This window comes from Nocardioides sp., assembly GCF_047606145.1.
Classification (GTDB): Bacteria; Actinomycetota; Actinomycetes; order Propionibacteriales; family Nocardioidaceae; genus Nocardioides.
Window position 1 is genome coordinate 45,773 of the sequence record NZ_JASGET010000153.1, and the last position, 22,740, is coordinate 68,512.

The following is a 22,740-nucleotide window of genomic DNA, read 5'->3' on the forward strand; positions in this document are numbered from 1 at the left end:
CGGCACGCGTCAGAGATCGAGCTGTTCTGCCAACTCAGGATTGCGCTCGCGCAGGGTCGCGATCGCGGCTCTGAATTCCGGCAGTGAGGTCCCGTCAAGCATGGCGGCCTTGATAGCGATACCTACGTCACGAAGAGCCGTCTCCGAAGCCTTGGAGGGCTTCCCGTTCGACCCGGTTCGACCGCCCGTGTTCGCGGACCGCCGGTAGGCGTCGTCTGCGAGCACGCAGAGCTCTTGCACGGGACGTTCCAACATCTGCCGTACGGCCGGCGGGAGCTCGACGCTCATCTTCGCGACATTGATCTGGAAGGCCTCATCGAGATCCGTATCGAAGTCGATAGATGCCCGTGCGAGCTTCATATGTTCGTCGATCCCTCGAAGACCAGACCAGCCGCCGTGCTGCACCAACCGGTTCGCGCGATAGATGTAGAGGCCCTGTTGGCGGTTCCATTTCAGGGGCCCGGAGAGCCTCTCAAACTCCTCGAGTGAGGAGAATCTGTCCCGAGACGGTAGTACGACACCACGGAACCGGACCTCAGACGAGCCGCCCTCGGCCTCGACCTCGAAGACCTGCTCAGACAGGACGGTCCGCTCGCCTTCCTCGGGGGCGAACGGATCCCATGGACGGAGCTTCTCGTCGTCGACGCAGATCACAACCTCGCCCCGTCCGGCAACATCGCCAGCGATGAAGCGGTGGAACACCATGGCGAGGTGCTCAGACGTCTTCGCTGCGAGCGTACGAAGACGGCGGCGGCCCCATCCGTTCTCGGCGTACCGTTCCGGAAGGACGCGGTCCAGATCCTCCCAGACGACGACGGTGCCCGGAGACTCGCGCAGGAAGCCCTTCGCCCGCTCGATCGCCGGCGACGACTCGTTCGCTGTAATGTCCCAGCGGTCGGTTCGCGCGATCCTGTTCAGGTCAAGTGTCATCACTCGGATCACGCGCTGCTTCGGGGACGTGCGGGTGACCACGGTCAACTTGCGGCACTGGGAGAAGGACCCCGTCTTGAGACCAAGCCCAAATCGGCCGAGTTCGTTGGTCTGGTAATCGCGGCGTGAGCCGAAGCGGAGCGCCTCGATCAAACCGGTCTCGGTCATGCCGCTGCCATCGTCACTGATCAGTACGTAGGAGCCATTCGGTTCGAACTGCGTGTAAACGTTCACGCGCGACGAGCCGGCAGTGATCGAGTTGTCAACGAGGTCAGCAACGGCAGTCGGGAAGTCGTATCCGATGTCACGCAGGGAACCCGTGAGTCGCGCCGCAGAGGGGGCGACCTCGAACGTCTTGGTTCCTGCCATCCTGATGGTCCTCCTACAGTCGAAGCATGCCAGGCGAAGCGTCCCGTGACCGGCGATTGGATCGGTGTGTTGCGCCTGCACTCTCACAGACGGCACTGACAGAGCCGCCCGTCTCGCCTGCCACGCGCCGCACCATGCAGGCGAACAGAGGCCGAGACACAGGGCCAGAGGTGGCGCTGCGCTCATTGCTCCATCGTGCAGGCTTGCGCTTCCGTGTCGATCTTGAGCTTCCCTTCGATCGTCGCAGACGAGCCGACATTGTATTCACGCGGGCGGGTCTGTACGTCTTTGTCGACGGCTGCTTCTGGCACGGCTGTCCCGACCACTTCGTGATGCCGAAGACACGCGAGGCCTTCTGGCGCGACAAGATCGAAGGAAATCGAGCCAGGGACGCCGACAGCGCCGCCCGCCTTCGCACTCTTGGCTTCGACGTCGTCCGGATCTGGGAACACGTTCCACCGCAGGATGCGGCCGAGATCGTATTGGCTCGGTACGCCCAGCGGGTGGCGGACAAGGGCCTCCCATCGAGGCTGTGAACGCGGCCGACACCCTCAGCGCAGCGATATCCGCTGGTGGCGGCTCCAGCCACGTGCGATGGTGATCCGCTCGCGCAAAGGGGGAGACGATGACTACTTGGTTCACGGCTGACCAGCACTTCGGGCACGCTCGGCTGCTGGAGCTGTCGGCTGCTCGCGGCGCGGCGTTCCCCACAGTCGCAGAGATGGACGCGCGGCTCGTGCACAACTGGAACTCCGTCGTACAGCCAGACGACACCGTGTGGGTGCTCGGCGACTTCGACATGCACGGCAAGGACGCCTCGCTGACGCTCGTCGAGCAGCTCAACGGGACCAAGATCCTCGTCAGCGGCAACCACGACTCGTGCTGGGCCGGCGTGCGCGAAGGGTGGAAGAATCGCGAGCTCTACCAGTCGGCCGGCTTCGTCGCGGTCATGGACTTCGCGGTCACCACGCTGCCGCCTCTGCGTCCCCAGGCGCCCGCCACGCGGGTGTTGATGTCGCACTTCCCGTACGCCGGGGATTCGCAGGACGAGGACCGCTACGCGCAGTTCCGACTGCGCGACGAGGGCATCCCGCTGCTGCACGGGCATGTGCACGAGTCGTTCCGGGAGCGTCGTACGAAGAAGGGGACCTGGCACATCAATGTCGGCGTCGACTGGTGGGACTACGCCCCAGTCTCGGCCGACACGCTCGCGCAACACCTCGAGGACCTCCGCCGCGGACGCGTCGAACCCGTTGACGGGAGCTGAGTGCGGTCAGTCCCACGACCGATCGTGCACCGCCGGCAGCTCCCACGGCCGTGACGCGAGCAGCCTCGGATCGACCCTCTCGACGTCCGGAAGAGTCGACAACGCATCGGCCAGCGACGACGCGAGCGCGTTCGCGAGGTTGGGCTTGTCGGCCAGCACACGGCGCTCCAACTCGTCGAGGAGGTATCCGAGATCGTCGTCCATGTCGTCGCGGTAGTACCAGTCCAAGGCCTCGACCGCGAGCCGCAACTCGGGTGTCGACAGGCTGGCCGGCTTCTTCTGCGAGAGCCGGAACCGGACCTTGCGGTGCACGGAGTTGGGCGACGGATCGCCGTCACGCCAGAAGCACTCCGAGCACACCCACGGTCGCGAGTTGCCCCGCCGCTTGGGCGGCAGCTGCCAGGCGAGCTCGCCGAGTTCGACGCGACGCCCGCACAGCTGGCACCAGCCGGCGACGACGTGAGCCTTCGCGAACCTGCGCGCAAGTTCCTCGAAGTTCGCGGGATCCGGGTAGACCTCGGCCATCCAGGCGGGCCGCTTCTCGTCATTTGGTGCGTCGGGCATGCGTTCTCCGAAGTAGTGCACTTTAGGACACTGTGCACCGTAGTGCACCACGTCAGATCGAGGTGTGCCCTCCCCCTACCGCGCGCCCGACGTCATGGCGCTGGGCATGAAGATCGCCAAGATCCGGCACGCAAAGGGCTGGAGCATCGACCGCCTCGCGAAGGAATCCGGCATCGGCAGGCGCACGATCATCAACATCGAGGGCGCAATCAAGACGCCTCGGATCGACACGTTGTACGCCGTCGCGGCCGCGCTCGACGTACCGCTGGCCGACCTCGTCGGCGTCCTCTGAACCCGAGGAAGTCGTCCACGATCAAGTCCTGCGGCCGCCGGTGGCCCCTACGCTCGGTGACGACCTCGCCCACCACAACACTGGAAGCTGTTGGCCAATGACCCACTGGACAACCCCTGGCATGGTCCTCAAAGAGGATTTCCTCACTCCGCTGAGGATCACTCAAGGCCGCCTTGCCGAAGCAACCGGCCTCGCACCGGCTCGGATCGGCGAGATCGTTCGTGGCAAAGCCTCCATCACGCCGGACGTGGCGCTCCGGCTGGCTCGGGCCCTCGACACCAGCGACCGCTACTGGCTGAGCCTTCAGGCCGACTATGACTTAGCGGTGGCAGCAGCCAGCCTCGAGGAGGACTTGGCGGCCGTGGAACAACTGGTCGACCAGTCCGAACCGCTTCGCGACGCAGTGGGACATCAACAGTTCACGCATCCCCACGACGTCAGCCTGGCGATGGCGGTATGGCTAGGTCGCGACTCCGACCGCCGGATGATCAAGCTGATCAGCCGCGAGCAGGACGTCCTGCTAGGCATCGTGATGGGGCTGTGCGACTTGGTCACTCTGATTGCCCGCATGACCGCGCACTCAGATCGCCGATTCAGGAACCACCGAGAGGTTGTCCGCGAGGCAGCGGCCAGCCGCGTCCCACCATTGTTGGACGCCGGCGTCTGACCGCGTTTGTGACACTGTGCGTCCCGGTTCGTGTAGCTCGACGTCGTCGACGGACTGCCCTTCGAGACGCACTTAGTGCTGGTCAACGACATACTCGAGGGGCTCCAAGAACTCAGTTGGGACGCGGGCCCGCGGCGCTCGACCGGACACTCCCCTGACGCTGGGACCCCATACGCTCGCATGGCTCAGACCGCCTGACAGTCGCCTCAATGACGGACCCTGACGACCATTGACGAGTCCAAGATCCTCCGCGCCGAACCCGCTGCCAAGCCCTCCCAAACCCAGCGGCACGCATGCTACGAAGGTCCGTAGATCGGTCCACCCCAACGGGTGGGCCGAGCGTCATTTCAGGGGTCTTTGACGAGTAGTGACGGGCGGTGACGAGGCCATCATGCACGGTGGGGTGAAGTTCTACCGCGGCTCAGCGGCCGCTGCCCGCGCCTATGTCGAGGCCGACCACTCCCGGGCAGACGACTACTACCTGGCCGAGGGCTCCGGCGTCGCAACCCGCTACACGGCAGGCTCCCCAGTCGCCGCTGGCGAGGGGGAACGTTCCGTTTCCGCAGTTCAGGCTGGGGGAACGGTGGACGGCGACGCCTACGAGAGATGGGTTGCCGGGTACGACGTCGACACCGGCCGGGCGAAGGGCCTGATCAGCAAGGACGAGCACGCGCTGCGGTTCGTCGAGGTCGTGGTCAACGGATCGAAGACCTGGTCTCTGGCGGCCGCACTGCACCCCGAGATCGCCGCGGCCTACGACGCAGCGCAGGAACGCGCCGCGGTCGAGGTCATCGGCTGGCTCGCCGAGCACTCCACCACGCGCGTCGGCCCTCGCGGCCGCCAAGTGCAGGTCCCGGTCGAGAAACTCGAGGCAGCCGGCATCCGGCACTACACCTCCCGTGCCGGGGATCCCCACCGCCATCTTCACCTGCAGATCAACGCCAAGGTCTACGCCGACGGGAAGTGGCGGGCACTGCACTCGGTCGGCACCCGCGACAGCATCGAGGCCATCAACGGCATCGGGCACGCCGCGGTGATGTGCGACCCCGAGTTCCGCAGCACGCTAGCCGCACACGGCTACACCCTCGATGAGGCCGGCGAGGTCGAGCAGCTCGCGCCGTACGCCGGACGGTTCAGCCAACGGACCAAGCAGATCGAACGCAACATCGACCTCTACGAAGCGGTCTGGCGCACCGAGCACCCCGACCAAGAGCCCGGCCCGGTGCTCCGCCGCTCGTGGGACCGACGCCCGCCCCGACAAGGTGATCCCGACGGACGGCGCCGGCCTGGTTGCTGCGTGGAACGAGGAGCTGCACGACCTCGGGTTCCGCCCGCCGAGCCCGCCAGTGACGAGTGGCCGCGACGGAGTCTCAGCAACCGGCGCAACGACCGGCACGAAGATCGGAGCGATCCGCCGTGATGTCGCGGTCGACGTGATGATCACCCGCCTGGGCGCCAAGCGATCGGCGTGGAACGCCGCCGACATCCGCGGCGAGGCCGAGAAGCTGGTCGCATCCCTCGGCGTCATCGCCGAACACGCGGCACGCGCCGAGCTGACCGAGGACCTGGCCGTCCGCGCTGCCGCTTCCTGTCGTCCGCTGCTCGACCGCCGCGACGTACCCGAGCACGTTCGCGCGCTGACCTCTCCACACGTCCTGGCCGTGGAGGCCGACCTCGTCGCCTCCCTGGCCGCACGTGCCGAGACCCCGATCGAACCGGCACACCGTGTCCGCGGCATCGAGCACCTCGACCCCGCCCAGCAGCGAGTAGTCACCGCACTCGCCGGCGATGCCGGAAGGCACGGCGGCCTCTTGGTGATCGAGGGTGCCGCCGGCACCGGGAAGACCACCACACTCGCCGCCGCCAGTCAGGCGCTGGACGCCCGCCAGCGGCGCCTCATCGTCGTCACCCCGACACTCAAGGCGGCCCAGGTCGCCCACGAGCAGATCGGTGCGGACGCGTTCACCGCGGCCTGGCTGGTCCATCAGCACGGGTACCGGTGGGACGAGGACGGCCGCTGGACCCACACCCCCATTACCCGCCAAGAGATCGCCATGTCCGCGCGGCTCATGCACGACGTGTTCCTGGTCGATGAGGCCGGAATGCTCGACCAGGACACCGCCCGCGCGCTCTTCGCCATTGCCGACCAGTCGGGTGCGGCGATCGCCCTCCTTGGGGACCGGCACCAGCTCCCCGCCGTCGGCCGCGGCGGGGTCCTCGACCTGGCCGCCAGGTGGGCGCGGCCCGAGGCCCACCTCGAGCTCGAGTCCGTCCACCGGTTCACCGACCCCGCCTACGCCGACCTGTCCCTGTTCATGCGCACCGGTGAGCGACCTGGTGAGGTATTCGACACCCTCCTCGCGCGTGGGGAGATCGTCATCCACGGCTCCGAGGTCGAACGCACCGCAACCCTGGCCGCTATCGGTGCCAAGCCCGCGGATCATCTCGTGATCGCCGACACCCGCGACCAGCGTGTCGGTGAGCAGACCGGTGAGCGACCTGGTGAGCCGGTCACCATGGCTGGTGAGCGCATCGGCCTCGGCGACCGCATCGCCACGCGCCGCAACGACCGCGACCTCGGCGTCGCCAACCGCGACACCTGGACCGTGGCCGGCATCGGCGACGACGGGAGCCTGCTCGTCATCGGCCGAGCCGGCCGACAGGTGCAGCGCGAGCTACCGAAGGAGTACGTCGACGACTACGTCGAGCTCGCCTACGCCACGACCGCCTACGGCGCCCAAGGCGACACCGTCGACCATGCCCACCTCGTCATCGGCGAGACCACCGGCGCCGCCGCGACGTACGTCGGCATGACCCGCGGCCGCAACGGCAACGTCGCACACCTCGTCGCGGAGTCGATCGACGACGCTCGGCGGCAGTGGGTCGACGTCTTCTGCCGCGACCGCGCCGACCTCGGACCCGCGCACGCCGCCACCCACGCTGCGGACGACATCGACCGCTACGGCCCCCAAGCACCCCAACGCCAGCCGGCACAGCCGAGTCGGTCGGCAGCCCTGCAGGCAGCACTCCTCGGTACCACCGGCGTACGCCGCCCGCGCGAAGCTCCACCCATCACGGCTCCCCCACCCAGCCGCGGCGTCGGCCGCTGAACCCCGCTTGCCACCGTTGTCGACAGCCGTCCGCCAGGAATTCCAAGAAATCTCCTCGTCGGTGAGCCCCAAGGCCCCTCCCGATGCCTTCTGGGGGTGAGAAGCGATTCCCAGGAACCGACTCGTCCCGACATGTCCGATCCGGCACGCGGGCCGTTGCCTCTCCCGCTATGACCCACCCCGCTCACGACGGCGAAGGAGCGCCGCCCGAAATTGCTCACCGCCACCGTGAGCACCAGGACCACCCGACGTGCCTTCTCTGGGCAGGCACACCCGCCCGCAGCATCAAACGTCCAAGGAAGGAGGTCGGACGATGACCATCGCTCCGATCCACGTCCCCGCCGACTGGGACGACAACGACATCATCCTCTTCGAGGAGTTCTGCTCCTTGATCCGCACCCCGCAGCGCACCGTCCGCTGCTGGCGCGTCGAACGCCGCGGCCCGCAGTGGTGGCGGTTCAACGGGACGGGGCGTCTCTACACGACCGTCGCGGAGATCCGCCGGTTCCTGGAGAGGAGCTGATCACGATGGCCGCCCCGCAGAAGTCCACCCAGGCCAGCCCGTGGATGACCCTCCAGCAGGCTGCCATCTACGTCGCCACCTCCGTGAAGACCATCCGGCGGCTCATCGCCGCCGGCGACCTCCCGGCCTACCTGTGCGGCAAGCGCGGCCTCCGCGTACGCCGCGACGACCTCGACAACCTGATGCGGCCACTCTGAGACCACTTCCCCAACCACTCTGGTGACAGCGCCACGACAATCCGACCACGGCTGTCGTGGCGCTGTTGCTGGAACAACTCGTCGATCGCTCACTCAGCGCCAGAATGAGTCGGAGGAGCCGCCGCCGTCACCGACCATATGGGTGCGGATATGCATAACTATGGTCGCCAGCCACGACTCGCGGCGCGGGGACCATACCGATCCATAACGCAGGAGTGAGATGCACCAGGTTGCCCATCAGGCGTCGTGGCCCGCGGCGAGAGCCGCGATCCAGAGATTCACAGCGTCGACGGCTTCATCGATCCTCAGATCGATCTCGGCCTGTCCAGCAGGGATCGCCCAGTTCTGCCGCCAGACCTCGTTGGCAACGACGACCGGCGGCCACCCCCTCGCCGGCAGCCCGAGCTCGGCGGCTTCTCCGGCGCGCGCGGAGAAGATGTCCTCGCACGCCGCGCGCACGGCCGCCAGATCGGAGCCTTCGGGGTAGAACGCGTCGCGGATCAGAAGCAGATCAGCAATATCGCGGACGCGGTCGTTGACGAAGGCCGGCGGGTCGTCGGGATCGGTACAGGCATGAAGCTTCTGCGCCACTTGGTAGGCCATCGAGATGGTCGCCAGCTCCGCAGGTGTGTCGATGCCGAAGAACTGCGTGCTCAAGGACGGGAGACGCTCAGCATCATCAGCGACATGCCCCTCGGGGAACGCGACCTCGACCTTGATGCTGCGCCAACGGACGCCTCGGATGTCGATCTGCACCTTGAACCGACGCGGCTTCACCACGCGCTTCGCGTTCTCGATGATCTCGATCGGCGCACGCGACAGCGTCAGTTCGCCCCATGGCTGCGCGAGCGCCGCGTCGATCCTCTCCTCGAGCTTGTCGACGGCACCGCGGAAGAGCGTGTCGACGTCCTTGGTCGTACGCGATCTCAGGTTGAGCGCGCGTTCGATGAGCATTCCGCCCTTGAGGAGGAACAACGGCTCGTCGTTGTCGAGCGCTCGCTGGAGCGACGCCATCACGATCGTCGACGCCAGGATCCACGCCACGCGGTCGCCACGCGTGCCAACAACCTTCTGGGCGTCTCGCACCCAGGAGTCGAGCATTCGAGCGCTGCGCGGCACGCGCTCCTTATCGGGCAGCCCCGCGAACGGATCATGCGCCACTGGCCACCCCGATCTCTTCAGTGAAACGCCGAGCTTCGTCCACGGTGATCCGCCCGCGCGCCCGCGCGGTCTCGATCGCCTGGCGGATCAAATGTGCCTGCGTTCGTTGTCCAGAGATCACCTGTCGGATCGCAGTCCGCTCGTTGACGCAACGGATACCCTCCCACCACATCACGTCAGCTGGGGCAATGTCCTCTTCGTGAAGGCGGATGCCCTCCCCGCCCTGGCGGCGAACGCGGGCGCCAGCGGGAACGGTCACATCGATGTGGTCGGGGTTGACATCGCACAGGTCCAAGCGGTCGAGCGCGGTCTCATGGGACAGCGTGGCCCGTGGCTGGCCTGTCCAGAGCACCGCCTGCTGATACTCGTCAGCAGCGCTCTCTGGGAACCTCGCGAATCGATAGACGCCATGACCACGGCGCTCGAGAACGCCACGCTGGCCGAGCAGCTTGAGCGTGTGGGACGCGATTCCCAGATCGCGCGCGTCTGCGGTGGCCACGAAACCGTGCTGGTCGACCGCGACCTCCCACAGGTCGTCCTTCGCAACCACGACCACCACCTCCTGTCAAAAAGGTATCACTTTCAAGCCGGTTCTGGCGGCGAGCCCTTGACTGTGCGAACTCGAGAACTGCCAGCCCCGCGAAGAACTCGCTCCCCCGACCCGGCGCCCTCCTGCGATCCTGACAGGCCAACAACGACGGGAAGGAAGGGGAGCAATGAGCATCGTGGCGCTGGCCGGCGACTGGCACGGCAACGGGCGGTGGGCCCGCGCCCGCATCGCCGAGGTCGGCCCCCGATGGCGTGGCGCTGATCCTGCACCTGGGCGACTTCGGAATCTGGCCCGGCGCCAGCGGACGCGTCTACATCGACCAACTCGAAGAGGCCTGCACCACCCACGGCGTCGGGATCTGGGTCACCCCCGGCAACCACGAGGACTGGGGCAGCCTGACCCGGATGTGGGCCGCCCCCGAGCGCGCAGGACGACCGCTCTACGTCTCGGAGCACATCGCGATCCTCCCCCGCGGCCACCGGTTCACCCTCGAAGACCGGTCCTTCGTCTCTCTGGGCGGAGCACCCTCGGTCGACCTGGACTACCGCGAGCGAAACAGGACTGGTGGGCCCAGGAGGCCATCGGGCCCGAGGACGTCGCCTGCGTCGTCGACGGCGGGTACGCCGACGTGATGCTCGCCCACGATGCGCCCCTCGCGCCGTACGAGGTCCCCAGCGTGGCCACGATCCGCTCGACGAAGGGCGTGTGGTCCGAGCGCGCCCTCACCTACGCCCGCCAGGGCGCCGAGCTGATGCACGAGGCCTTCCTCGGCGTACGCCCGCGCCTGTTCGCCCACGGGCACTACCACGTGACCGACGAAGCGACCGTCGCTCTGCCCGACACGACGTACCAGACCCGGATCTGGTCACTCAACTGCGACGGCGTCGACGGCAACATCCGCTACCTCGACCTCACCACCCTCGACACGCCGGTCCTCCGCCCTCCCGAGTGACCACGCGAGCCGCCAGATCTGCGGTCAATCTGGCATAAATCTGGCATACACGGCCCGGGGACCGACCACCGAGCCACTTCCGAAATGACGAAAACCCCAGACTGACCTGGGGTTTTCCTCTGTGGAGCGTATCGGACTCGAACCGACAACCCCCTGCTTGCAAAGCAGGTGCGCTACCAATTGCGCCAACGCCCCGAGTCTCCGGGATGCCCCCGGGACGGCTCAGTTGACCTTGTCGGTCGCCTCGGCCCAGAGGGCCTTCTCGTTCCGCGAGGCGTCGAGCTTCTTCTTGGCGAAAACGGCGCCGGCCACGGCCAGCAGCACCAGGACGATCTTCTTCATGGCTGCTCCAGTTCGGGCGTCTGGGACCCGGGGTGCGATCCCCGCGAGTGGGCCTAACAGGACTTGAACCTGTGACCTCTTCCTTATCAGGGAAGCGCTCTAACCGTCTGAGCTATAGGCCCGGGTGGCCGCGCCTCGGAGTGGAAGCCTCCGCGATGCGGCCGAGGTGGAACGTTACCGGAGCGCCGAGGCACCGGCCAAAACGGCGTACGAGCGCGACGGGTCAGTTGTCCTCGGTGAGGGTCACGTCCACCCCACCGAGCAGCGCGGCCGCCATGTTGTAGAGGAACGCACCAAGGGTGGCGACCGCCGTCAGCAGGACGACGTCCACCACCGCGATCACCAGGGTGAAGCCCATCACCCGGGAGGTGCCGAGGTAGTCCTGGATGTTCCAACTGCTCGCCGAGTCGCCGACGATGTCCTTGACCGCGGTGTTGATGGAGTCCCAGACGCCGGCCGCGCTCAGCACCGACCAGACGATCAGCACTGCGACCACCGTCACCACGCCGATCGCGATCGACAACAGGAACGCCATCTTCATCACCGACCAGGGATCGACCCGGGTCAGCCGGAGCCGCGCCTGGCGCGGACCCGCCACGACCGGGCCGGTCGACGCGGGAGCACCGCCGTTGCCGGGCACGGTGCGCCGTACGTCGTCGGTGGTGGCCGCGGCGTTGGCGAACTTCGCGCCGAACCGCTGTGCCGACCGGATGGCAGTGGTCTCAGGGGAGCTCGGTGCGGTCGCCCGCTGGGCGGGACTGTCCGTCATCAGGCTTCATCTCCCTCGGTTGGCTGCTGCTCGACCTCGATTGTCGCATCCGAGGCAACCTCAGTCCCATTCTCAGGCTCGTTCTCGCTCTCTTCCTCGTCGCGAGCCTCCACCGAACGCGCCACCACGGCCACCGAGTCGCCCCTCTTCGGCGTGACGAACTTGACCCCCATGGTCGATCGTCCGGTCGGGCGGAAGTCGTCGTTGATCGGGCTGCGCACGACCTGACCGGCGGCGGTGATGGAGAGGACCTCGTCCCCGTGGACGACGATGAACGCCCCCACCAGCACGCCACGGTCCTCGTTGGTCAGCGCCATCGCCTTGATCCCGATGCCGCCACGCGACTGCAGCCGGTACTCCTCGGTCGCGGTCCGCTTGGCGAACCCACCGTCGGTGATGGTGAAGACGTACTGCGTCTCGTCCGCCTCCTCCGAACCGGCCCGGATCACCGACATCGACAGCAGCGAGTCCCCCTCGCGGAACTTCATCCCGGTCACCCCGGAGGTCGCTCGTCCCATCGGCCGCAGCTGGGTGTCGTCGGCACGGAACCGGATCGCCTGACCCTTCCGCGAGACCAGCAGCACGTCGTCCTCGGCGCCGACCAGCTCCGCACCGATCAGGACGTCGTCCTCCTCACGGAAGTTGATCGCGATCACGCCCGCCTGCCGCGGCGAGTTGTAGTCGCCCAGCCGGGTCTTCTTGATCAGCCCGCTCCGCGTGGCGAGGATCAGGTACGGCGCCTGCTCGTAGTCCCGGATCGCCAGCACCTGCGCGATCTGCTCGTCCGGCTGGAAGGAGAGCAGGCCGGCGACGTGCCCGCCCTTCGCATCGCGCGAGGCCTCCGGCAGGGTGTAGGCCTTGGTGCGGTAGACCCGCCCGGCGGTGGTGAAGAAGAGCAGCCAGTGGTGGTTGGTGGTGGAGATGAAGTGCTCCACCACGTCGTCGCCCCTGAGCGTCGCGCCACGCACACCCTTGCCGCCCCGCTTCTGGGTGCGGTACTGGTCGGCGCGGGTCCGCTTGGCGTATCCCCCGCGGGTGATCGAGACGACCAGATCCTCGTCCGGGATGAGGTCCTCCATGGACAGGTCGCCGTCGGCGGCGATGATCTGGGTACGCCGCTCGTCGCCGTACTTCTCCACGATCTCGCCGAGCTCGTCGGTGACGATCCGCCGCTGCCGCTCCGGCCGCGCCAGGATGTCCTCGTAGTCGGCGATCTCGAGCTCGATCTTCGCCAGCTCGTAGATGATCTTCTGCCGCTCCAGGGCCGCCAGCCGGCGCAGCTGCATGTCGAGGATCGCGTTGGCCTGGAGCTCGTCGATGTCGAGCAGCTCGATCAGGCCCCGGCGAGCGTCGTCGACCTCCGGCGAGCGCCGGATCAGCGCGATCACCTCGTCCAGCATGTCGAGCGCCTTGACCAGGCCGCGGTAGATGTGGGCGCGGCGCTCGGCGTCGGCGAGCAGGAACTCGGTGCGCCGGACGATCACGTCGATCTGGTGTTGGACCCAGTTGCTGATGAAGGCGTCGATGCTCAGCGTGCGCGGCACCCCGTCGACCAGCGCCAGCATGTTCGCCGAGAAGTTGGTCTGCAGTTCGGTGTGCTTGAGCAGGTTGTTCAGCACCACCCGGGCGACCGCGTCCCGCTTGAGTACGACGACCAGCCGCTGCCCGGTGCGGGAGCTGGTGTCGTCGCGGACGTCGGCGATGCCCTGCACCCTGCCCGAGTCGGCCAGGTCGGCGATCTTGAGCGCCAGGTTGTCCGGGTTCACCATGTAGGGCAGCTCGGTGACCACCAGGCAGGTGCGCCCCTTGTTGTCCTCGTCGACCTCGATCACGGCACGCTGGGTGATCGATCCGCGTCCGGTCCGGTAGGCCTGCTCGATGCCGCTGTGACCGACGATCAGCGCGCCGTTGGGGAAGTCCGGCCCCTTGATCCGCTCGATCAGCGCGTCCTGCAGCTGCTCGCGGGTGGCGTCCGGGTGCTCCAGCGCCCACCTCGCGCCCTCGGCCACCTCGCGCAGGTTGTGCGGCGGGATGCTGGTCGCCATCCCGACCGCGATCCCGGCACTGCCGTTGACCAGCAGGTTCGGGAAGCGGGCCGGCAGGATGGCCGGCTCGGAGGAGCGCCCGTCGTAGTTCGGCCCGAAGTCGACGGTCTCCTTGTCGATGTCGCGGACCATCTCCATGGCCAGCGGCGCCATCCGGCACTCGGTGTATCGCATGGCCGCGGCCGGGTCGTTGCCCGGCGAGCCGAAGTTCCCCTGGCCGTTGATCAGCGGATACCGCATCACCCACGGCTGGGCGAGCCGCACCAGGGTGTCGTAGATGGCCGAGTCCCCGTGCGGGTGGTACTGACCCATCACGTCACCGACCACGCGCGAGCACTTGGAGAACCCGCGGTCCGGCCGGTAGCCACCGTCGTACATCGCGTAGAGGACCCGGCGGTGCACCGGCTTGAGGCCGTCGCGTACGTCGGGCAGCGCCCGCCCCACGATGACCGCCATCGCGTAGTCGATGTAGGAGCGCTGCATCGAGGTCTGCAGCTCGACGGTCTCGATCCGGCCGCCCGGGCCTCCGGTGATCTCGGGGTTCTCCGGTGGTGTCTCGGTCACGATTGCTCTTTCTGCCGGGTTCTACGTGTGTCTAGTTCTGGTTCTAGATTTTGCTAGAGATCGCTACGGACCGGGGCGACCGGGCTCCCGCCCGTGTGCTTCGCACCGCGCGTCGCGGGGCAGTCAGATGTCAAGGAACCTGACGTCCTTCGCGTTGCGCTGGATGAAGGAGCGGCGCTGGTCGACGTCCTCACCCATCAGGATGGAGAAGATCTCGTCGGCGTGGGCGGCGTCCTCGAGCGTCACCTGCAGCAGCAGCCGCTGGGAGGGGTCCATGGTGGTCTCCCAGAGCTCGTCGGCGTTCATCTCGCCCAGACCCTTGTAGCGCTGGACCGGGTTCTCCTTCGGCAGCTTCTTGCCCTGCGCCAGCCCGTCGGCCATCAACGCGTCGCGCTCGGCATCGGAGTAGACGAACTCGTGCTCGTGCGGCTTGTTCCACCGCAGCCGGTACAACGGCGGCTGGGCCAGGTAGACGTGCCCCGCCTCGATCAGCGGCTTCATGAAGCGGAACAGCAGCGTCAACAGCAGGGTGTTGATGTGGTGTCCGTCGACGTCGGCGTCGGCCATCAGCACGATCTTGTGGTAGCGCAGCTTGGCGATGTCGAACTCGTCGGTGACGCCGGTGCCCAGCGCCGAGATGATCGCCTGGACCTCCTGGTTGGCGAGCACCTTGTCGAGTCGCGCCTTCTCGACGTTGAGGATCTTGCCGCGGATCGGCAAGATGGCCTGGATCCGGGGATCCCGCCCCGACTTCGCAGACCCGCCCGCGGAGTCGCCCTCCACGATGAAGATCTCGCACTCGTCGGGGTTGGTCGACTGACAGTCGGCCAGCTTGCCCGGCAGCCCGCCGCCGCCCAGCAGACCCTTGCGGTTGCGGGCCAGGTCACGGGCCTTGCGCGCGGCCACCCGTGCGGTCGCGGCCGCCTGTGCCTTGCGGATGATCTCCTTGCCCTCACTGGGGTTCTGCTCCAGCCAGGCGCCGAGCTCCTCGTTGACCACGCTCTGCACGAAGCCCTTGACCTCGGTGTTGCCGAGCTTGTCCTTGGTCTGCCCCTCGAACTGCGGCTCGCCGATCTTGAGGCTGATGATCGCGGTCAGACCCTCCCGGATGTCGTCACCGGTGAGTCGGTCCTCCTTCTTCTTGATCATCCCCCAGGTCTCGCCCCAGCGGTTGATCAACGTCGTCAGCGCGGCCCGGAAGCCCTCCTCGTGGGTGCCGCCGCCGGGGGTGTTGATCATGTTCGCGAACGTGTGGATGGACTCGTTGTACGACGCCGTCCACTGCATCGCCAGCTCGAGGCTCATCGGGTTGGCCACGTCGTCGGCCGTCTGCGCCTCGAAGGCGAGGATCGCCGAGACCGGCTGCTTGCGCTTGTTCAGGTGGTCGACGTAGTCGGCGAGGCCACGCTCGTAGAGGAAGACCTGCTCCAGCGCGGCCTGACCGTTCCCGGTCGCGTGCAGGGCGTCCGGGTCGTCGGTGTCGCCCTCGATGGTGGCGTCCTCGATGGCCGCGGCGATCTCGCCGGCATCCGCACGCTCGTCGCGGAGCACGATCTCGAGGCCCTTGTTCAGGAACGCCCGTTCGCGGAAGCGGGTGGAGATGGTCTCCAGGTTGTACGCCGTGGTGTCGAAGATCTCCGGGGAGGCCCACCAGGTGATGGTCGTGCCGGTGCTCTCGCCGTCCTCCAGCGGACGCACCTCGCGCAGGGGGTAGTCGGGCTCGCCGAAGGAGAACTCCTGCTCCCACACGTGCCCGCGGTTCTTGACCTCCATCCGCAGCCGGGTCGAGAGCGCGTTCACCACCGAACTGCCGACGCCGTGCAGACCGCCGGAGACCTTGTAACCGCCACCGCCGAACTTGCCGCCGGCGTGCAACACGGTCAGCGCGAGGGTGGCGGCCGGGACCTCCTGCCCCGGGGCGGTGTCGGTGGGGATGCCACGGCCGTTGTCCTCGACCCGGACCGCGCCGTCCTCGGTCAGCGTGATCACGATCCGGTCGCAGTAGCCGGCCAGCGCCTCGTCGACCGCGTTGTCCACGATCTCCCAGATCAGGTGGTGCAGCCCCCGCTCGCCGGTGGACCCGATGTACATCCCGGGCCGCTTGCGGACCGCCTCGAGTCCCTCGAGGACGGTGATCGCGGAGGCGTCGTAGGAAACCTCGGTGGTCTGCTCCGGTTGGTTGCTGGCCTCAGGGGTCTGGTCGACACTCACCGCTGCGGTCCACCTCTATCTTGTCCGGGTACGCCGATCGATCGGCATGAAGAGGGTCGACCGCTCTCCCTGGTCGACCCAACGCCTATCTTACCCGGTCAGAGGCCTTATTCCACGCACCAGAACCCGGTCGGGGGGCGATCTGGGGACAAAAGAGCCTCTCTGGGCCCCGTGAGGCCGTTCCAGAGCCGCTCGCAGGGGTCCGGATAGGGGCCCGTATGGCTGCGGGGGCTTTCAGCTGCCCAGTCAGGCCTACCGATCGGGCCCGAGTAACGGCCCGCTCTCCGCGCCGCGGGTCCGCCGGGGTCACCCCGAGAACCGGCCAGCCAGACTCAACCACCCGGACTCGACCACCGCCGTCAGCCGTAGGTGTCCCGCGGCCCACGCCCGCCTCGAACCGAGCGCGGCCCCTTCTTCCAGCTCGGGCCGTGCGGGCCCCGCACCTCGATCAGGGTGACGGTCCCGTGGCCCAGCTCCTCGTTGAGTCGTCGTACCAGTGTCGGCGCGAGCAGCGTCAGTTGGGTGGCCCATGCGGTGGACCCGGCCCGGATGACCAACTTGCCGTCGGCGAAGGTCTCCGGATGGGAGTGCTCGGCGATCTCCTGGCCGACCAGCTCCGGCCAGCGCCCGAACACACCGTGCACCCGCAGGTTGAGGTCCCAGCCGTGGTCCGCGACGATCCGCTCCACCATTGCCTCCAGGGTCTGCGGGTCCCGGTCGTCGGGTCGGGCACCACTGACCCGGCCACGGGCCGAGCGGATCTCGCCCGCCTGACCGGCGGTACGGCGTTGGCCCGAGCGCGTCCTCGGCGCCGGGCTCTTCGACACCGACCGGGTCAGGGCGCGGGCCAGGTCCAGACCGTCCGCTGGTCGTTCGGGTTCGGGCTGCGCCTGCGGATCGCCCGTGTCCGCCGGCGACTCGCCCTCGCTCGGGTTCTCCTCACTCACGGGTGACCTCACCCGCGCCGACCCGATAGCGCGCTCCGTTGAGTGCGAGAGGCACGTCCTCGGCCACCGCGGCCGTCACCAGCACCTGCTCGGCGGAGGCGACCAGCTCGGCAAGCTGGGCACGGCGCTCGGCATCGAGCTCGGCGAAGACGTCGTCGAGGATGAGGATGGGCTCGTCCCCCTCGGCACGCAGCAGGTCGTAGGAGGCGAGCCTGAGCGCGAGCGCGAACGACCAGGACTCACCGTGGCTGGCATAGCCCTTGACCGGCAGCCGTTCGCCACCGCCGTGTCCGAGCCAGAGCTGCAGCTCGTCGCGGTGCGGGCCGACCAGGCAGACCCCGCGGTCGAGCTCGTCCCGCTGCCGGGCGGCGAGCTCGGCCAGGAGCGCACCCACCAGGTCGTCCTCGGCGCCCGGTGCCAGCTCGAGGCTCGGCCGATACTCGATCTCGGCATCGTCGCGGCCCGCCCCCCGCGCCACCGTGGCGTATGCCTTGCCCAGGTAGGGCCGCAGTTCGGTGACCAGCTCCATCCGCGCGCCGAGGATCTCCGCACCGGCGCGCGCAAGCTGGTCGTCCCAGACCGACAAGGTGGCCAGCGCCGACTCCAGGGCCGAGCCACGGGCGAGCCCGGCGGTCTTGAGCAGCGAGTTGCGCTGGCGGAGGATCCGCTCGTAGTCGGCTCGTACGCCGGCCAGCCGCGGCGTACGCAGAACCAACAGGTCGTCCAGAAACGACCGCCGCCCGGAGGGATCGCCCTTGACCAGCGCGAGGTCGTCGGGGGAGAAGACCACCGTGCGCACCAGTCCGACCAGGTCACGGGTCCGTGGCAGGGGGGAGCGGTTGACCCGCGCCCGGTTGGCCCGGCGGGCGTTGAGCTCGACCTCCAACGTCGCGGTGCGGCCGTCCTTGACCACCGCGGCGCGCACGATCGCCTGGTCGGCCCCACTGCGGATCAGCGGGGTGTCGTTGGCCACCCGGTGCGACTGCAGTCGGGAGAGGTAGTCGATCGCCTCGACCAGATTCGTCTTCCCCTGGCCGTTGCGACCGAGGAACGCGGTCACCCCCGCCTCCAGCGCCACCTCCACGTCGGCGTAGGAGCGGAAGTGGTGAAGCGTCAGGTGTGAGACATACACGGGCGGTCGAGGCCGGGTCGGTGGCGAGCAGAGGCGGCGATCAGGACTCGGGCTCGGCGACCACCGCGTGACCGCCGAAGCCGTTGCGCATCGCGGCGACCGCCTTCATCGCGACGTCGTCCTCCTGGCGCGAGACGAACCGGGCGAACAGGCTCGCCGAGATCGCCGGCATCGGCACCGCGTTCTCGATGGCCGCCTCGACCGTCCACCGACCCTCACCGGAGTCCTCCGCCCAGCCCTTGATCTTGCTCAGGTGCTCATCGGCCCGCAGCTGGTCGACCAGCAGGTCCAACAGCCAGGAGCGGACGACGGTGCCGGTGCGCCAGGAGGCGAAGATCTCCGGGACGTTGTCGACGATGTCGACCTTGTCGAGCAGCTCCCAGCCCTCCGCGTAGGCCTGCATCATCGCGTACTCGATGCCGTTGTGGACCATCTTGGCGAAGTGCCCGGCGCCCGGAGTCGAGCCACAGTGCACCAGTCCGTCGGTGGTGTCGGCGGGCTTGAGCGCCTCCAGCGCCGGCATCACCTTGGCCGCGTCCTCCTCCGTGCCGCCGTACATCAGGGCGTAGCCGTTCTGCAGGCCCCAGACGCCGCCCGAGACGCCGCAGTCGACGAAGCCGATGCCCTTCTCGGCCAACGAGGCGGCGTTGAGCGCGTCGTCGGTGTACTTGGAGTTGCCGCCGTCGACGACCAGGTCACCCTCGGTGAGCAGGTCCTTGAGGTCGGCGATGGTGGAACGGGTCGGCTCGCCGGCGGGCACCATCACCCAGACCACCTTCGGCGAAGGCAGCTGGGCGACCATGTCGGCGAGCGAGGTCGAGTCCGAGATCTCTTGGTTGCGGTCGTAGCCGACGACGGTGTGCCCGGCGTTGCGCAGTCGGGTGCGCATGTTGCCACCCATCTTGCCGAGACCGACGAGTCCGATGTCCATGGCAGTCCTTTGTCTGGTGAGTGTCCGGGCGTCGGCGTCAGGAGAGCAGCCGACGCGGCATGAGGAGATAGCGGAAGCCGGGGTCGGTGCCGTCGTCGGGAACCGTGCCCTTGATCACCACCGGCTTGGCGGCCTGGGTGAAGGAGAGCTCGACGACCGGCTCGTCGATGGCACCGAGCCCGTCGAGGAGGAAGTCGGGATTGAAGCCGGTGGTCAGGCCCTCGCCGGCCAGGGTGACCTCGAGGGACTCCGAGGCCTGGGCCTCGTCGCCCGAGCCGGCGTCGAGGGTCACCACGCCGTCGCCGAAGGCGAGCTGGACGGCGGTGTTGCGCTCGGCGACGAGCTTGACCCGGCGAACGGACTCGATCAGCGCCGCCTTGTCGACCTGGGCGGTGGTCAGGTGCTCGGCCGGGAACAGGCTGCGCACCTTCGGGAACTCGCCGTCGAGGAGACGGGTGGTGGTCCGGCGTACGCCGCCGGCGGCCGCGCCCTCGAACCCGATGATCCCCTCGCCGGCGCCGCCGGTGGAGAGCGCGATGGTGATCTCACTGCCGCTGGTCAACGACTTGGCGGTCTCACCGAGGACCTTGGCCGGCACCAGCGCGGCGAGGGTCTCGTCGGGGGTCACCGGATCCCATTCGAGCTCGCGGTGGGAGAGACGGAACCGGTCGGTGGCCAGTAGCGAGATGGTGCTTCCGTCGATCTCGAGACGGACCCCGGTCAGCACCGGCAGCATGTCGTCCCGGCCGGCGGCGGTGATCGCCTGTGCGACCGCATGGGCGAACAGCTCGGAGTTGACCGTCCCGGCGGCGGTGGGCATCTGCGGCAGGGTCGGGTAGTCCTCGACCGGCATGGTCTGCAGGCTGAATCGGGCCGAGCCACAGGTGAGCGAGACCCGGGAGCCGTCGATGACCATCTCGATGGGCTTGTCCGGCAGGCTGCGGCAGATGTCGGCCAGCAGCTTGCCGCTGACCAGCACCGTGCCCTCGTCGGCGACCTCCGCGGAGAGGGTCGCGCGGGCCGAGGTCTCGTAGTCGAAGGAGGAGAGCACCAGGCCCTCGTCACTCGCCTCGATCAACAAGCCGGAGAGAACCGGGGTGCTCGGGCGGACCGGGAGACTGCGGGCAGCCCAGGCGACGGCATCCGCGAACACGTCGCGGTCGACGCGGAACTTCACGATGAGGCGTCCTTCGGTGTGGTCGGGCGTGGGGACGACACGATCGCCGTACCCGGGATCCTGGTGTGCATCCTGCCACGACTCACCACACCGGTGTGAGGGGTGGTGCGAGGACGAAAGACGCCGACGGAGTCAGGTCCGGGCGGGACGGGTGGTTTATCCCCAGGGGGTGTGCTCGGTGGATGTTCACCGAGGATCGATTCGTCAAGAGGTCTCACAGTGGTAGGAGGGTCTGTGGGAACTGTGGAGAAGTCTCGTCGTTGCAGGTCGGGCCCGAGGCTCGTCGTCCACACCGAGGTGTGGAGGAGCGGTGGAATCGCGAGTCTGCAGTGTGGAGCTCGGCGATCGATCCGGATGCCGGGACCCGTGCCTGCACAGATCCTCCCCGTGTAATTCGGACCCTCCGGGGGCGCTCGTCCACAGCACCGACCGGGCGCCTGGGATCAGCCCTGACGGGCCTGCAGCTTGACCCGGTTGGTGAGCTCGCTGACCTGGTTGAAGACGGCGCGACGCTCGGCGAGGAGCTGGTTGATCTTGCGCTCGGCGTACATCACGGTGGTGTGGTCCCGGTTGCCGAACTGGGCGCCGATCTTCGGCAGCGAGAGGTCGGTGAGCTCGCGACACAGGTACATCGCGATCTGACGGGCCATCACCAGGTGCCGACCGCGACTGGGGCCGGTGAGCTCGTCGATGGAGAGTCCGAAGTAGGCCGCGGTCTGCGCGATGATGAGGCCGGTGGTGATCTCGGGCTCGGCGCCCTCGGGAATGAGGTCGCGCAGCACGATCTCGGCGAGCGTCATGTCGACCTCCTGCCGGTTCAGGTTGGCGAAGGCCGTCACCCGGATGAGAGCGCCCTCGAGCTCGCGGATGTTCGTCTGGATCTTGGTGGCGATGAACTCGAGGACGTCGGGCGGAGCGGTGAGCCGCTCCATGGCCGCCTTCTTGCGCAGGATCGCGATCCGGGTCTCGACGTCGGGCGGCTGGACGTCGGTGATCAGACCCCATTCGAATCGGTTCCGCAGCCGGTCCTCGAGGGCTTCGAGCCGCTTGGGCGCCCGGTCGGAGGTGAGCACGATCTGCTTGTTGGCGTTGTGCAGCGTGTTGAAGGTGTGGAAGAACTCCTCCTGGGTCTGGGTCTTCCCCTCCAGGAACTGGATGTCGTCGATGAGGAGTACGTCGACGTCGCGGTAGCGGCGCTTGAACCGGTCCTGGCGGTCGTCGCGAATGGCGTTGATGAACTCGTTGGTGAACTCCTCGGAGCTCACGTAGCGGACCTTGGCCCCGGTGTACAGGCTGCGCACGTAGTGGCCGATCGCGTGCAACAGGTGGGTCTTGCCGAGCCCTGACTCGCCGTAGACGAGCAGCGGGTTGTAGGCCTTGCCGGGAGCCTCCGAGACCGCGACGGCCGCCGCATGCGGGAAGCGATTGGAGGAGCCGATGACGAATGTCTCGAAGGTGTACTTCGGGTTGAGCCGGGTCTCGAGCGAGTTGATCGGTGTCACCGGGCTGGTCGGCGGCGTGCTGCCGAGCGGGGTGGGGATCACCGTGGAGACGTACTCGTCGGCCTGGCCACCCGCGGGATCGGTCGAGGCGCCGACACTCGGCGGCATCCCGTCGACATATAGATTTGTCGACATATCAACCGAAGGTGGTCGTGACCCGTCCGGCGGCGCGACCTCGAGCTCGGGATCGAGGATGACCGCGATGCTGATCTCGCGACCGAACTTGCGGGACAGAGCGGCTTCGAGGTCGGAGCGCAACCGGTTCTCGAGCTGATTGCGGGTGAAAGCGTTCGGAACGGCGACCATGGCGGAGTTCTTCTTCATCTCCACCGGTTCGCTGGAGTTCAGCCAGGCTCGCTGGCTGGGAGGAAGGTCGGCGACCACGGACTGCCATGCGGTGACGAGATCCACGTCGTCGGCTCCGCTGCTGGCTTCGTCCACTGATGCCTGCTTCCCATGGCTCGGTCACCGGAGCTGCCGGCGGGCCCTACGCGTCGTCTGTCGTGCTGATTGGCATGAGTCGTCCACAAGGATATCC

The 22,740-nt window shown here is 67.8% G+C and carries 23 protein-coding genes and 2 tRNA genes; 10 read left to right on the forward strand and 15 right to left on the reverse strand.

Going from position 1 to position 22,740, the window contains the following annotated elements; translation table 11 throughout:
* Nucleotides 1-9: 9 nt before the first annotated feature.
* Nucleotides 10-1,299 carry an ATP-binding protein gene (locus QM638_RS20785; RefSeq protein ID WP_415145192.1) on the reverse strand — a complete coding sequence of 430 codons (1,290 nt, stop codon included), beginning with the start codon at nucleotides 1,297-1,299 and terminating at the stop codon, nucleotides 10-12.
* Between the two features lie 26 nt (nucleotides 1,300-1,325).
* Here QM638_RS20785 and QM638_RS20790 point away from each other — a divergent pair, with 26 nt between their 5' ends.
* Together QM638_RS20790 and QM638_RS20795 are read left to right on the forward strand one after the other, a co-directional pair.
* Nucleotides 1,326-1,835 (forward strand): very short patch repair endonuclease, encoded by a 510-nt coding sequence (locus QM638_RS20790; protein ID WP_415145193.1) that lies wholly within the window; start codon nucleotides 1,326-1,328, stop codon nucleotides 1,833-1,835.
* A gap of 89 nt (nucleotides 1,836-1,924) precedes the next feature.
* A complete protein-coding gene (locus QM638_RS20795) occupies nucleotides 1,925-2,566 on the forward strand; it encodes a metallophosphoesterase family protein (RefSeq protein WP_415145195.1) in 642 nt (213 codons plus the stop codon).
* Nucleotides 2,567-2,572: 6 nt separating this feature from the next.
* Here QM638_RS20795 and QM638_RS20800 read toward each other — a convergent pair whose 3' ends face one another.
* Nucleotides 2,573-3,130, reverse strand: coding sequence for a hypothetical protein (locus tag QM638_RS20800; protein ID WP_415145197.1), 558 nt, complete (start codon nucleotides 3,128-3,130; stop codon nucleotides 2,573-2,575).
* A gap of 106 nt (nucleotides 3,131-3,236) precedes the next feature.
* On the opposite strand from QM638_RS20800, the gene QM638_RS20805 reads away from it, so the two are divergent.
* The 6 genes from QM638_RS20805 (at nucleotide 3,237) to QM638_RS20830 (ending at nucleotide 7,919) form a co-directional block, all read left to right on the forward strand.
* Nucleotides 3,237-3,422: a helix-turn-helix domain-containing protein gene (locus QM638_RS20805; protein ID WP_415145199.1), complete on the forward strand. Its 186-nt coding sequence runs from the start codon at nucleotides 3,237-3,239 to the stop codon at nucleotides 3,420-3,422.
* A 97-nt stretch (nucleotides 3,423-3,519) separates the two neighbouring features.
* Nucleotides 3,520-4,089, forward strand: coding sequence for a HigA family addiction module antitoxin (locus QM638_RS20810; protein ID WP_415145201.1), 570 nt, complete (start codon nucleotides 3,520-3,522; stop codon nucleotides 4,087-4,089).
* A 391-nt stretch (nucleotides 4,090-4,480) separates the two neighbouring features.
* On the forward strand, nucleotides 4,481-5,509 hold the full coding sequence (gene mobF / locus QM638_RS20815; RefSeq protein ID WP_415145203.1) for a MobF family relaxase: 1,029 nt from the start codon (nucleotides 4,481-4,483) through the stop codon (nucleotides 5,507-5,509).
* Nucleotides 5,510-5,525: 16 nt separating this feature from the next.
* Nucleotides 5,526-7,199, forward strand: a complete 1,674-nt coding sequence (locus QM638_RS20820; protein WP_415145205.1) for an ATP-dependent DNA helicase — start codon at nucleotides 5,526-5,528, stop codon at nucleotides 7,197-7,199.
* A 313-nt stretch (nucleotides 7,200-7,512) separates the two neighbouring features.
* A complete protein-coding gene (locus QM638_RS20825) occupies nucleotides 7,513-7,722 on the forward strand; it encodes a hypothetical protein (protein WP_415145207.1) in 210 nt (69 codons plus the stop codon).
* 5 nt (nucleotides 7,723-7,727) lie between these two features.
* Complete coding sequence (locus QM638_RS20830) at nucleotides 7,728-7,919, forward strand: excisionase family DNA-binding protein (RefSeq protein WP_415145209.1); 192 nt, start codon at nucleotides 7,728-7,730, stop codon at nucleotides 7,917-7,919.
* A gap of 237 nt (nucleotides 7,920-8,156) precedes the next feature.
* Here QM638_RS20830 and QM638_RS20835 read toward each other — a convergent pair whose 3' ends face one another.
* Nucleotides 8,157-9,080: a nucleotidyl transferase AbiEii/AbiGii toxin family protein gene (locus QM638_RS20835; RefSeq protein WP_415145211.1), complete on the reverse strand. Its 924-nt coding sequence runs from the start codon at nucleotides 9,078-9,080 to the stop codon at nucleotides 8,157-8,159.
* Entirely contained in the window at nucleotides 9,070-9,630 is a 561-nt protein-coding gene (locus QM638_RS20840) for a type IV toxin-antitoxin system AbiEi family antitoxin domain-containing protein (protein WP_415145213.1), read from the reverse strand. Before QM638_RS20840 ends, QM638_RS20835 begins: the two co-directional genes overlap by 11 nt.
* A 251-nt stretch (nucleotides 9,631-9,881) precedes the next feature.
* On the opposite strand from QM638_RS20840, the gene QM638_RS20845 reads away from it, so the two are divergent.
* Both QM638_RS20845 and QM638_RS20850 read left to right on the forward strand, forming a co-directional pair.
* Nucleotides 9,882-10,262 (forward strand): hypothetical protein, encoded by a 381-nt coding sequence (locus tag QM638_RS20845; RefSeq protein ID WP_415145215.1) that lies wholly within the window; start codon nucleotides 9,882-9,884, stop codon nucleotides 10,260-10,262.
* On the forward strand, nucleotides 10,262-10,582 hold the full coding sequence (locus tag QM638_RS20850) for a hypothetical protein (protein ID WP_415145217.1): 321 nt from the start codon (nucleotides 10,262-10,264) through the stop codon (nucleotides 10,580-10,582). Before QM638_RS20845 ends, QM638_RS20850 begins: the two co-directional genes overlap by 1 nt.
* 122 nt (nucleotides 10,583-10,704) lie before the next feature.
* Here QM638_RS20850 and QM638_RS20855 read toward each other — a convergent pair.
* The 11 genes from QM638_RS20855 to dnaA form a co-directional block, all read right to left on the reverse strand.
* A tRNA-Ala gene (locus QM638_RS20855) sits at nucleotides 10,705-10,777 on the reverse strand.
* A 27-nt stretch (nucleotides 10,778-10,804) separates the two neighbouring features.
* A complete protein-coding gene (locus QM638_RS20860) occupies nucleotides 10,805-10,924 on the reverse strand; it encodes a DLW-39 family protein (protein WP_415145219.1) in 120 nt (39 codons plus the stop codon).
* A gap of 48 nt (nucleotides 10,925-10,972) precedes the next feature.
* Nucleotides 10,973-11,046: transfer RNA gene (locus tag QM638_RS20865), tRNA-Ile, on the reverse strand.
* Between the two features lie 101 nt (nucleotides 11,047-11,147).
* Nucleotides 11,148-11,693, reverse strand: a complete 546-nt coding sequence (locus tag QM638_RS20870; protein ID WP_415145221.1) for a DUF3566 domain-containing protein — start codon at nucleotides 11,691-11,693, stop codon at nucleotides 11,148-11,150.
* Entirely contained in the window at nucleotides 11,693-14,302 is a 2,610-nt protein-coding gene (gene gyrA / locus QM638_RS20875) for a DNA gyrase subunit A (protein ID WP_415145223.1), read from the reverse strand. Before gyrA ends, QM638_RS20870 begins: the two co-directional genes overlap by 1 nt.
* 123 nt (nucleotides 14,303-14,425) lie before the next feature.
* A complete protein-coding gene (gene gyrB, locus QM638_RS20880) occupies nucleotides 14,426-16,513 on the reverse strand; it encodes a DNA topoisomerase (ATP-hydrolyzing) subunit B (RefSeq protein ID WP_415145225.1) in 2,088 nt (695 codons plus the stop codon).
* A gap of 359 nt (nucleotides 16,514-16,872) precedes the next feature.
* Nucleotides 16,873-17,460 (reverse strand): DUF721 domain-containing protein, encoded by a 588-nt coding sequence (locus QM638_RS20885; protein ID WP_415145227.1) that lies wholly within the window; start codon nucleotides 17,458-17,460, stop codon nucleotides 16,873-16,875.
* Complete coding sequence (recF, locus tag QM638_RS20890; RefSeq protein ID WP_415145229.1) at nucleotides 17,453-18,592, reverse strand: DNA replication/repair protein RecF; 1,140 nt, start codon at nucleotides 18,590-18,592, stop codon at nucleotides 17,453-17,455. Before recF ends, QM638_RS20885 begins: the two co-directional genes overlap by 8 nt.
* A gap of 40 nt (nucleotides 18,593-18,632) precedes the next feature.
* Nucleotides 18,633-19,523, reverse strand: coding sequence for a phosphogluconate dehydrogenase (NAD(+)-dependent, decarboxylating) (gnd, locus tag QM638_RS20895; protein ID WP_415145231.1), 891 nt, complete (start codon nucleotides 19,521-19,523; stop codon nucleotides 18,633-18,635).
* A gap of 37 nt (nucleotides 19,524-19,560) precedes the next feature.
* The gene (dnaN, locus tag QM638_RS20900; RefSeq protein ID WP_415145233.1) at nucleotides 19,561-20,700 is read right to left on the reverse strand and encodes a DNA polymerase III subunit beta; all 1,140 of its coding nucleotides are present in this window, start codon (nucleotides 20,698-20,700) and stop codon (nucleotides 19,561-19,563) included.
* Between the two features lie 443 nt (nucleotides 20,701-21,143).
* Entirely contained in the window at nucleotides 21,144-22,643 is a 1,500-nt protein-coding gene (gene dnaA, locus QM638_RS20905) for a chromosomal replication initiator protein DnaA (protein ID WP_415145235.1), read from the reverse strand.
* Nucleotides 22,644-22,740: the final 97 nt, after the last annotated feature.